Below are 10305 nucleotides of genomic sequence, written 5' to 3'. Positions count from 1 at the left end.
CGGCGGTGGCAGGGCGCGGGCGGGGGCTGGCCGCGGCCGTCGCGGGGGGCGTGGCCGGGTTCCTGGCGGGGGCGTGGGCGGCCTCGTGGCTCGGGGCCGAGGGGGTGTGGGCGAACGTGGGCGTCACGCTGCTGGCCGCCGTGGCGGCGCTGGCGGTGGGCGGCGGCGTGGTGACGCTGGTCGACAGGGACGACGCCAGGGCGGTGGCAGGCGTCCTCGGCAGACGGCCGCCCGGCGGCTGAGGAGGCGGCGGGTGCCGGTCGAGGTGCCGGTCCCGATGCGGGGCGAGGTGTCGGTCCTGGTGTCGGTCGTGGTGGTGTCGCGGTGTCGGTTCGGGTGAGAGGGGTTCGGGTGCGAGTGGCTTACGTGGTGGGCACCACCACCGGAGGCACCGGGCGGCACGTGCACATGCTGGCCGCCGGGCTGGCGCGGCGCGGTCACCGGGTGGTGGTCGCCGGGCCGCGGGAGGTCGAGGAGCAGTTCGGGTTCCGCGAGGCCGGGGCCCGGTTCGTCGAGGTCCCCGTGTCCGACCGGCCGCATCCGGTCAACGACCCGCGCGCGGTGCTGTCGGTCCGGCGGGCGATCCGCGGCGCCGACGTCGTGCACGCCCACGGCCTGCGGGCCGGCGCCCTGGCCGCCCTCGCCAGGCCGCGGCGCTCCCCGGGTGATCCGGGCCGGCCCGGGACGGGGGAGCGGCCGCTGCTCGTGGTGACGCTGCACAACGCGCTCACCGCCGGGGGGTTCGTCGGGGCCGTGTACGGGGTGCTGGAGCGGATCGTGGCCCGGCGGGCGGACCGGGTGCTGGTCGTCTCGCCCGACCTGGGGGAGCGGATGGGCGCGCTGGGGGCGCGGGACGTCCGGCCGGCCGTGGTGCCCGCGCCGCCGCTGCGGCAGGCCCGGCGGACGCCCGGGGAGGTGCGGGCCGATCTGGGGGCCGGGGACCGGCCGCTGGTGCTCACGGTCGCCAGGCTCGCTCAGCAGAAGGGCCTGGAGACGCTGCTCGACGCCGCCGCCGGGCCGTGGGAGAGTCCTGCGCCGCTGTTCGCGATCGCGGGGGAGGGGCCGCTGAGGGGCGAGCTGGCGCGCCGGATCGCCGCCGAGCGGCTGCCCGTGGTGCTGCTCGGCCACCGGGACGACGTGCCCGACCTGCTCGCCGCCGCCACCGTCGCGGTCTGGGCCAGCCGGTGGGAAGGGCTGCCGCTCAGCGTCAGCGAGACGCTCAAGGCCGGCACGCCCGTGATCGCCACCGCCGTCGGCGGCGTGCCCGGTCTCGTCGGCGACGCCGGGATCCTCGTGCCCTACGGTGACCCGGCCGCGCTGCGCGCCGCCGTACGGAAACTGGTCGCCGACCCCGGTGAGGCGGAGCGGTGGGGGGCAGCGGCGGCCCGCCGGGGCGCCGAGCTGCCCGGAGAGGACGAAGCGGTGCGAAGCGCGCTCGCCGCCTACGCCAGGTCCTGATCGTCGGGTGCGGACAATCTTCGGAGGGGTTCTCGTATACTGCGTGGGTTGGGGAGGGGAGTATCCCTTCGCGGCAGCCTCGTCATCACGGTCAGCCCCGATCCATGGGGCCCCCGGGGCTGCCGGTCCGCGGTTCGAGGCGGGCGGGAGAGACCTCCGGCAGTCAGCCCTGCGTGCCGGAGGTATTGCAACGTGACCGAACCTTTGTGGGCATGGATCGTCGTGATCGGCGGACTGCTGCTGGTCCTCGCCGTCGACCTGTGGATCGTCGACCGCGGTGAGGCCCGCGAGTTCTCCATGCGTCAGGCCGGCGCCTGGGTCAGCTTCTACGTGGCCCTGGCCGTGATCTTCGGCGTGATCCTCTGGGTCACCTCGGGGCCGGTGAAGGCGGGAGAGTTCTTCGCCGGCTACATCACCGAGTACAGCCTGAGCGTCGACAACCTGTTCGTCTTCTTCATCATCATGAGCCGGTTCGCGGTGCCGAGGGCCTACCAGCACAAGGTGCTGCTCGTCGGCATCCTGCTCGCGCTGGTCATGCGCGGCATCTTCATCGCGCTCGGCGCCGCCGCGCTGGAGCGGTTCGGCTGGCTGTTCTACGTCTTCGGCGCCTTCCTGATCTACACGGCGGTCAACATCATCCGCCAGCACGTCAAGGGCGAGGCCGAGGAGGTCAACGAGAACCTCCTGCTCCGCTGGGTGCGCCGGACCCTGCCCACCACCGAGGGCTACGTCGGCTCCAAGATCTCGGTGAAGATCGACGGCAAGCGCATGGTCACTCCCATGCTGATCGTCATGATCGCGATCGGCAGCACCGACCTGCTGTTCGCACTCGACTCGATTCCGGCGATTTTCGGGCTCACCACCGACCCGTTCATCGTCTTCACCGCCAACGCGTTCGCGCTGATGGGACTGCGTCAGCTCTACTTCCTGCTGGGCGGTCTGCTCCAGAAGCTCGTCTACATCAGCTACGGGCTCGCGTTCATCCTCGGTTTCATCGGGGTTAAGCTGGTTATGGAAGCTCTGCACTCCAGTGGAGTCTCCTGGGCGCCTCACATCCCCATCTGGGTGTCCCTCACCATCATCGGCTCCACGATGGTGATCACCACCGTGGCCAGCCTGATCAAGGCCCGCCTGGACACGCGCAAGAGTGTGGAACCTGCCTCGGAGCAGGTCTAGCTAAACGGCTTTCGAGGCGCTTTGCTTGGGTAGCCGTTGTCGTGTCATAGTTGCGGGTTCTGTACCATCACGGCAAAAGCGCTCCGTTCAGTCACCACCAAAGGTTGTACGTGTCAGACGATTCTGCTAAGTCGAGCCCGTTCAGGCTCGCACGCGGGGTCTCCCCGTGGCTCCTCCCGACGGCGACCACGGCGGCCGCCACCGCGCTGCTGACGCGACGGGACCGTCGGTGGGCGCTCGCGGCAGTGCCGCTGAGCGCCCTCACCGGCGCGATGCTCTGGTTCTTCCGCGATCCCGACCGCACGCTCGGCGAGGGGCGGATCCTGTCACCGGCCGACGGCGTCGTCCAGAGCGTCGACCCGTGGCCCGACGGCCGTACCCGCGTGGCGATCTTCATGAGCCCGCTGAACGTCCACGTCAACCGTGCACCTCTTGCGGGAAATGTCACCTCCGTGCAGCATGTGGCGGGTGGGTTCCTGCCGGCTTTCAACAAGGACAGCGACCAGAACGAGCGCGTGGTGTGGCATTTCGCGACCACGCTCGGTGACGTCGAGATGGTGCAGATCGCGGGCGCGGTGGCGCGCAGGATCGTGCCGTACCTGACCGCCGGGGCGAAGGTCGCCCAGGGTGAGCGCATCGGGCTCATCCGGTTCGGTTCCAGGGTCGACGTCTATCTTCCCGAAGGAATCTCCTCCGCGGTGTCCGTGGGTGAGAAGACGGTTGCGGGGGTGACCAGAATTGACCACGGCTGACGCCGGTGGCTGGCAGGCGGCTGAGGAGGAGGAACCTCGCGGCCCCGTCGGCAAGGCGTTCCGTCTGTCCGCCGCGGACTCGTTGTCGCTCGGCAACGCGCTCTGTGGCTTCCTCGCGGTGTGCGTGCTGGCCGCCTCGGCCATCAACGCGCTGCGCACCGACGGTGACTTCACGCCCGCCCCGAGCTACTTCGCGACCGCCGTGGTGCTGCTCCTCATCGGCGCCACCTGCGACCTGTTCGACGGCCTGGTGGCCCGGCGCTTCCGCGCCTCCGCGATGGGGGCCGAGCTCGACAACCTCGCCGACGTGATCAGCTTCGGCTTCGCGCCCGCGTTCATGGTCGTGATCTGGGGCGGGTTCACCTCGCAGGTGCCGTTCGCCGCCGTGGTCACCGCCGCCGCGGCGGTGCTCGTCGCCGGTGTGGTCAGGCTGGCGCGGTTCGCCTGCGTCAAGACCAAGAGCGGCGACTTCATGGGGCTGCCCATCCCGATGGGCGCGATGACCGTGATCTCCATCGTCCTGCTGTTCGAGCCCAGCGTGTGGGCGCTGCTCGGAGTGCTCGGCGTCGCCTGGCTGATGGTCAGCCGCATCGAGTACCCCAAGCCCAAGGGGCAGCTCGCGGCGGTGGTGCTCGCCTGGATCATGGTGAACGTGGCGTTCCTGACCTTCTGGGTCGCCTGGCCCGAGGGCGGCGACATGCCGATCAAGATCGGCGCGGCCATGCAGATCGCCCTGGTCGCGGCGATCCCGCTGCGCATGCTGTTCTACAAGCGCGAGCTCCGGCGCGAGGCCACCCGCGTCGATCAGTGACCCCGGCACGGTGATGCTCGCCGAGACCGTCGACTGCGTGCCGGTGGCCGGCGGCTGCTTCTACCGGTGGTCGTGGGGCGAGCTCGTGGGCCAGGCCGACGAGCCCGCCCGCGCGGCAGAGCGGATCGTGCGCGTCCTGTCGCGCCGTTGACCTATCAGCGGTGACCTACCGGCCGTGACCTACCAGCCGCGGGCCTTCCACTCCGGCAGTGACGGGCGTTCGGCGCCCACGGTCGTGTCCTTGCCATGACCCGGGTAGACCCACGTCTGGTCCGGGAGCCGGTCGAAGATCCGCTCCACCACGTCGGCGTAGAGCTGGGCGAACCGCTCCGGGTCCTTCCAGGTGTTGCCCACGCCTCCGGGGAACAGCGAGTCGCCGGTGAACACGTGCACGTCGCCGGCGCCGTCGTCGTACAGCAGGGCGATCGAGCCCGGGGTGTGACCGCGCAGGTGGATGACGTCGAGCGTGACCTCGCCGACCGAGATCCGGTCGCCGTGCTCGACCGTGCGGTTCACCGGCACGGGCAGGGCGGGCGCGTCCAGCGGATGCGCCACCACCTGGGCGCCGGTCACCTTGGTCACCTGCTCCAGCGCCTGCCAGTGGTCGCCGTGCTGATGGGTGGTGACGATCGTGCTGACCGGCGCGTCGGCCATCAGGGCGAGCAACCGGTCGGGCTCCGCGGCCGCGTCGATGAGCAGGCCCTCTCCCGTCGCCCGGCAGCGCAGCAGGTAGGCGTTGTTGTCGTAGGGGCCGACGGCGAGTTTGGAGATGCTCAGGTCGGTCAGCTCCCGCACGTCGGCGGGGCCGCCGACCTGGACGTCGCCGGTGTAGGTCATCAGTAGTCCTCCGGGGGCGTCGCGGGCAGGTCAGCGGGGGCGGTGCCGGTCAGCCACGGCGGTGGCGGCGGGACCGGCTCCCCCTTGGGCACCACCCTAACGCCATCGCCTGAGGACCTTCCGGTGAGCCATGCCAGCATGTCGGCGGGCACTCCCTCCACCACGGGCCCGTCGCCGAGGCCGGACCACTCGTCCAGCGGCTCGCCCGCCGCGGAGACGAACCTGGCCCCGCTGATCGTGCTCTGCTCGTACGGCCACATGAGCAGGCAGGTCTTCAGCTCCCTGGACACGAAGCTCTCCGGCCAGTCGGCGGGCCCGTAGCCCGCGTTCAGGTCCACGTGGTGCACGCCGACCTCGCGCAGCCGTCTGACCAGGCAGTACCAGGCGGGATGGTACGGCGGGCGCAGGCCGCCGACCGGTGAGCGCCAGGCCTCCTCGGGCAGGGTGCGGACCGCGCGATCCAGGCGGGCGGCGCTGTCGCGCAGGTCCACCACGTGCTCGGCCGCCGGACGGCCGGCTCCCGCCTCGATCCCGGCCTCGCGGTCCTCCTGACTGGGGTACTGCGGGGTACGCATGCCCGTCCTGGCCCAGGTGAGCAGGTTGACGTGGCTGTCGGCGTTCCTGGCGAGGTGGGCCAGGACGTGGCCGCGGGTCCATCCGGGGAGTAAGGATGGGGCCCGGACGTCGGCGTCGGTGAGAGAGGCGGCGGTGGCCAGGAGACGGGCCGTTTCGTCGGCCAGTTCGCGCTGCACGGCAGCAAGCACAGTCATGTCCTGAAATTTCATCATGGTGGGGTTCGGAGCAGCTCGCGGGCATAAAAGCGCAGGTCATCGAGTTGACAACGGAAGGCCCCCTGCCCGCTTCATGAAGGCCGTAACCTGATAGGGACGGAATCCCGGCGGGCGGCATCGGCCGGCCGGGATCGGCTCAACGAAACTGTCGGAGTCCCCGTCTACCATCCCCCGTGGACCTATCCGCCTTTCGACTTCCGGGATCACCGTGGCAGACCGCCTGATCGTGCGTGGGGCACGAGAGCACAATCTCAAAGACGTCTCGCTTGACCTGCCGCGAGACTCTCTGATCGTTTTCACCGGGCTCTCCGGCTCGGGCAAGTCCAGCCTCGCGTTCGACACGATCTTCGCCGAGGGGCAGCGGCGTTACGTCGAGTCGTTGTCGGCCTACGCCCGCCAGTTCCTCGGCCAGATGGACAAACCCGATGTCGACTTCATCGAAGGCCTGTCTCCCGCGGTCTCCATCGACCAGAAGTCGACGAGCAAGAACCCGCGGTCCACGGTGGGCACGATCACCGAGGTCTACGACTACCTGCGGCTGCTGTGGGCGCGCGTCGGCAAGCCGCACTGCCCGGCCTGCTCGCGGCCGATCGCCCGCCAGACGCCGCAGCAGATCGTCGACCGGGTGATGGACCTGGAGGAGGGCACCCGGTTCCAGGTGCTCGCCCCGGTCGTCCGCGGCCGCAAGGGCGAGTACGCCGAGCTCTTCCGCGAGCTGCAGACCAAGGGCTTCGCCCGGGCCCGCGTCGACGGCACCGTCGTGCGGCTGGAGGAGCCGCCGACGCTGAAGAAGTACGAGAAGCACGACATCGAGGTCATCGTCGACCGCCTGTCGGTCAAGGAGTCGTCGCGGCGCAGGCTCAACGACTCGGTCGAGACCGCGCTGCAGCTGTCCGGCGGCACCATCACGCTCGACTTCGTCGACCTGCCCGAGGACGACCCCGGCCGCGAGCGGTTCTACTCCGAACACCTCTACTGCCCGTACGACGACCTGTCGTTCGAGGAGCTGGAGCCGCGCTCGTTCTCCTTCAACTCGCCGTTCGGCGCCTGCCCCGAGTGCACCGGCCTCGGCACCAAGATGGAGGTCGACCCCGACCTGGTCGTCCCCGACCCCGAGCGCACGCTTCGCGAGGGCGCCCTGCACCCGTGGACCGGCGGCCACGCCAGCGAATACTTCGGCCGCCTGGTCGAGGCGCTGGGCAACGCCATGGGCTTCACCCCCGACACCCCGTGGGAGAAGCTCTCCAAGAAGGCGCAGAAGTCGCTGCTGTTCGGCCACGACGAGCAGGTCCACGTCCGCTACAGCAACCGCTACGGCCGCCAGCGCGCCTACTACACCGCCTACGAGGGCGTCATCCCCTGGGTGCAGCGCCGGCACGCGGAGGCGGAGAGCGACTCGACCCGCGAACGGTTCGAGGGTTACATGCGCGAGGTGCCCTGCCCCGCCTGCAAGGGCGCCAGGCTCAAGCCGGTCACGCTCGCCGTGACCGTCGCCGGCAAGTCGATCGCCGAGGTCTCGTCCATGTCGATCGGCGAGTGCGCCAAGTTCCTGGCCGGGCTCAAGCTGTCCGACCGCGACATGCACATCGCCGAGCGGGTGGTCAAGGAGATCAACGCCCGCATGGGCTTCCTGCTCGACGTCGGCCTCGACTACCTCACCATGGACCGCGCCGCCGCCACCCTGGCGGGCGGCGAGGCGCAGCGCATCCGGCTCGCCACCCAGATCGGCTCCGGCCTCGTCGGCGTCCTGTACGTGCTCGACGAGCCGTCCATCGGCCTGCACCAGCGCGACAACATGCGCCTGCTCGACACCCTGATCAGGCTGCGCGACATGGGCAACACCCTGATCGTGGTCGAGCACGACGAGGACACCATCGCCGCCGCCGACTGGGTGGTCGACATCGGCCCCGGCGCGGGCGAGCACGGCGGCCAGGTCGTCGTCTCCGGCACCGTGCAGGACCTGCTGACCAGCGAGGAGTCCATCACCGGCCAGTACCTGTCGGGCCGCAGGAGCATCCCGGTGCCGGCCGGCCGGCGCAAGCGCGACAAGAAGCGGCAGATCACCGTCAAGGGCGCCCGCGAGCACAACCTCAAGGGCGTCGACATCGACTTCCCGCTCGGCGTGTTCACCGCCGTCACCGGCGTGTCCGGGTCCGGCAAGTCCACGCTGGTCAACGACATCCTCTACAACTCGCTGGCCAAGGAGCTCAACGGCGCGCGCACCGTGCCCGGCCGCCACTCCCGGATCAACGGCATGGACCAGGCGGACAAGGTCGTGCACGTCGACCAGTCGCCGATCGGCCGCACCCCCCGGTCCAACCCGGCCACCTACACCGGCGTGTTCGACCACATCCGCAAGCTGTTCGCCGCCACCGCCGAGGCCAAGGTGCGCGGCTACCAGCCGGGCAGGTTCAGCTTCAACGTCAAGGGCGGACGCTGCGAGGCGTGCTCCGGCGACGGCACGATCAAGATCGAGATGAACTTCCTGCCCGACGTCTACGTCCCGTGCGAGGTGTGCCACGGCGCCCGCTACAACCGCGAGACGCTGGAGGTCCACTACAAGGGCAAGACCATCGCCGAGGTGCTCGACATGCCGATCGAGGAGGCGCTCGCCTTCTTCGACGCCATCCCGGCGATCAAGCGCCACCTGCAGACGCTCAACGACGTCGGCCTGGGCTACGTACGGCTCGGCCAGCCCGCCACCACGCTGTCCGGCGGCGAGGCGCAGCGCGTCAAGCTCGCCTCCGAGCTGCAGCGGCGCCAGACCGGGCGGACCGTCTACGTCCTGGACGAGCCGACCACCGGCCTGCACTTCGAGGACATCCGGCGGCTGCTGGGCGTCCTCGGCCGGTTGGTCGACGGCGGCAACACGGTCATCGTCATCGAGCACAACCTGGACGTCATCAAGACGGCCGACTGGGTCATCGACATGGGCCCCGAGGGCGGCTCGCGTGGCGGCACCCTGGTGGCGGCGGGCACGCCCGAGGAGGTGGCCCAGGTGGAGGAGAGCCACACCGGGCGCTTCCTGCGGAAGATCCTCTCCGTCTGACCGTCGTCGCGGCACCCCGTGGGTCCGGGAAGGGCCACGCGGGGGCCGTACGGCGCGCCGGGCTCCTCGGCGCGGACGATACCGGCCGGCGCAGGGGCCCTTGTCTTCCGACGGGGTGTTTGACAAGGTCTGACCGTGTCGGAAGATACGCCGCGGCCGCTCACGCTGGGCGGCGTGTGCGTGCACGAGCTGCTGGAGCGGCCGCTCGTCCGCCTCGCACGGCGGCTCGTCGGCGACTTCGCCGACGAGATCCCGCTCTACCGGCGGCTGCCCAGAGAGGAGCTCGACGGCGACATCACCAGCATCACCGAGCACAACCTGCGGGTGATCAGCGGGGTGTTCCGCGAGCGGCGCGCGCCCACCCACGAGGAGCTGGCGCCGCTGCGGGCGTCGGCCGCCCGCCGCGCCCAGGAGGGGGTGCCGCTCGACGCGTTGCTGGCCGCGTACCAGCTCGGGGTGACGAAGGTGTGGGAGAGCCTGTTCGCGCACGCCGGGCCGGGCGACCTCGACGACGTGCTGGCCGCCAACCGGCTCATCCTGAGCTACACCGGCGCCGTGACCTCCGCTGTGTGCGCCGCGTACCTGGAGGAGCGCGAGGTGATGCTCAGCCAGGAGCAGCACGCCATGCACGCGACGGTCTCGGCCCTGCTCGCCGGTGACCGCGAGGCGCTGGCGGGGGTCCGGCTCGCGCCCCGCTACCTGGTGGTGGCCACCGCGCTCGGCGAGCATCCGGACGAGGCCGCCGGCGCGCAGGGAGGGCCGTTCGCCGGGCGGCGCAAGCTGCACCGGTTCCGGGCGGCGTGGCAGCGGCACGCCGCGGAGCAGGTGCTGTCGGCGCTCGACAGCACCGGCGGGCTGGTGCTCGTGCCGCTGACCGTCAACGAGCCCTGGTGGTGCCGGGCCGGCGAACTGGTGACGGCGGCGGGCCGCGCCGCGGGCGTCCCGGTGTGGGCCGCGGCCGAACCCGCCGAGCCGGCCCGCGTGCCCGGCGCCGCCAAGCTGGCCGAGGAGGTGCTGGACGTGGTGCGCTCCCTGGGGCGGCCGCCCGGCGCGTACCGGCTTTCCGACGTGCTGCTGGAGTACCAGCTGACCAGGCCGAGCGAGGCGCTGGCCGGGCTGGCCGGGCTGCTCGATCCGCTGCTCGGCAACCCCGACCTGCTGCGCACGCTCAAGGCGTACCTGGAGACCGGCCTGGACCGGCGGCGCACGGCCGAGCGCCTGCACGTCCACCCGAACACCGTGGACTACCGGCTGCGCCGGGCCGTCGCCCTGACCGGGCTGGACCCGATGGAGCCGGCCCAGCTCCAGCGCATCGGCGCGGCGCTGGCGGCCCGCCGCACGCTGAACGGCGGCTGAGCCATCGAGACCGACGGTCCTGACCGCGACGGTCTTCAGGCCCGGAGCTCCGGCCGCGACGGCCGGTCGCGTGGG

Annotated in this window: 9 protein-coding genes and 1 pseudogene; 8 read left to right on the top strand and 2 right to left on the bottom strand. The window is 71.2% G+C overall.

Annotation, left to right across the window (positions count from 1 at the left end):
* The 6 genes and pseudogenes from OUY22_RS33435 to OUY22_RS33410 form a co-directional block, all read left to right on the top strand.
* A pseudogene (locus tag OUY22_RS33435) lies at positions 1–242 on the top strand (virulence factor MviN); the annotation flags it as partial.
* A 109-nt stretch (positions 243–351) separates the two neighbouring features.
* Positions 352–1458 carry a glycosyltransferase family 4 protein gene (locus OUY22_RS33430; RefSeq protein ID WP_270159275.1) on the top strand — a complete coding sequence of 369 codons (1107 nt, stop codon included), beginning with the start codon at positions 352–354 and terminating at the stop codon, positions 1456–1458.
* Positions 1459–1650: 192 nt separating this feature from the next.
* Positions 1651–2634: a TerC family protein gene (locus tag OUY22_RS33425; RefSeq protein ID WP_270159274.1), complete on the top strand. Its 984-nt coding sequence runs from the start codon at positions 1651–1653 to the stop codon at positions 2632–2634.
* 110 nt (positions 2635–2744) lie between these two features.
* Positions 2745–3386 (top strand): phosphatidylserine decarboxylase, encoded by a 642-nt coding sequence (locus OUY22_RS33420; protein ID WP_408638244.1) that lies wholly within the window; start codon positions 2745–2747, stop codon positions 3384–3386.
* The gene (pssA, locus tag OUY22_RS33415) at positions 3373–4197 is read left to right on the top strand and encodes a CDP-diacylglycerol--serine O-phosphatidyltransferase (RefSeq protein ID WP_270159273.1); all 825 of its coding nucleotides are present in this window, start codon (positions 3373–3375) and stop codon (positions 4195–4197) included. The genes OUY22_RS33420 and pssA overlap by 14 nt, the downstream gene beginning before the upstream one ends.
* 10 nt (positions 4198–4207) lie before the next feature.
* Complete coding sequence (locus tag OUY22_RS33410; RefSeq protein WP_270159272.1) at positions 4208–4348, top strand: hypothetical protein; 141 nt, start codon at positions 4208–4210, stop codon at positions 4346–4348.
* Positions 4349–4377: 29 nt separating this feature from the next.
* On the opposite strand, the gene OUY22_RS33405 is transcribed toward OUY22_RS33410, so the two are convergent.
* Complete coding sequence (locus tag OUY22_RS33405; protein ID WP_270159271.1) at positions 4378–5034, bottom strand: MBL fold metallo-hydrolase; 657 nt, start codon at positions 5032–5034, stop codon at positions 4378–4380.
* Positions 5034–5804 (bottom strand): maleylpyruvate isomerase family mycothiol-dependent enzyme, encoded by a 771-nt coding sequence (locus OUY22_RS33400; RefSeq protein ID WP_270159270.1) that lies wholly within the window; start codon positions 5802–5804, stop codon positions 5034–5036. Before OUY22_RS33400 ends, OUY22_RS33405 begins: the two co-directional genes overlap by 1 nt.
* A gap of 229 nt (positions 5805–6033) precedes the next feature.
* Between OUY22_RS33400 and uvrA the strand changes: the two genes are divergently transcribed.
* Both uvrA and OUY22_RS33390 read left to right on the top strand, forming a co-directional pair.
* Positions 6034–8874: an excinuclease ABC subunit UvrA gene (uvrA, locus tag OUY22_RS33395; protein ID WP_270159269.1), complete on the top strand. Its 2841-nt coding sequence runs from the start codon at positions 6034–6036 to the stop codon at positions 8872–8874.
* Between the two features lie 135 nt (positions 8875–9009).
* On the top strand, positions 9010–10230 hold the full coding sequence (locus OUY22_RS33390) for a PucR family transcriptional regulator (RefSeq protein WP_270159268.1): 1221 nt from the start codon (positions 9010–9012) through the stop codon (positions 10228–10230).
* The last annotated feature ends 75 nt before the right edge of the window (positions 10231–10305 follow it).

This window comes from Nonomuraea corallina, from assembly GCF_027620315.1.
GTDB lineage: Bacteria > Actinomycetota > Actinomycetes > Streptosporangiales > Streptosporangiaceae > Nonomuraea > Nonomuraea corallina.
Note: the sequence above shows the minus strand (reverse complement) of the source record. Positions and strands in the feature narration are given on the sequence as shown.

Excerpts from the sequence above, each read along its gene's own strand:
- OUY22_RS33405 (WP_270159271.1), bottom strand. The coding sequence starts at position 5,034 with ATGACCTACACCGGCGACGTCCAGGTCGGCGGCCCCGCCGACGTGCGG.
- OUY22_RS33400 (WP_270159270.1), bottom strand. The coding sequence starts at position 5,804 with ATGACTGTGCTTGCTGCCGTGCAGCGCGAACTGGCCGACGAAACGGCC.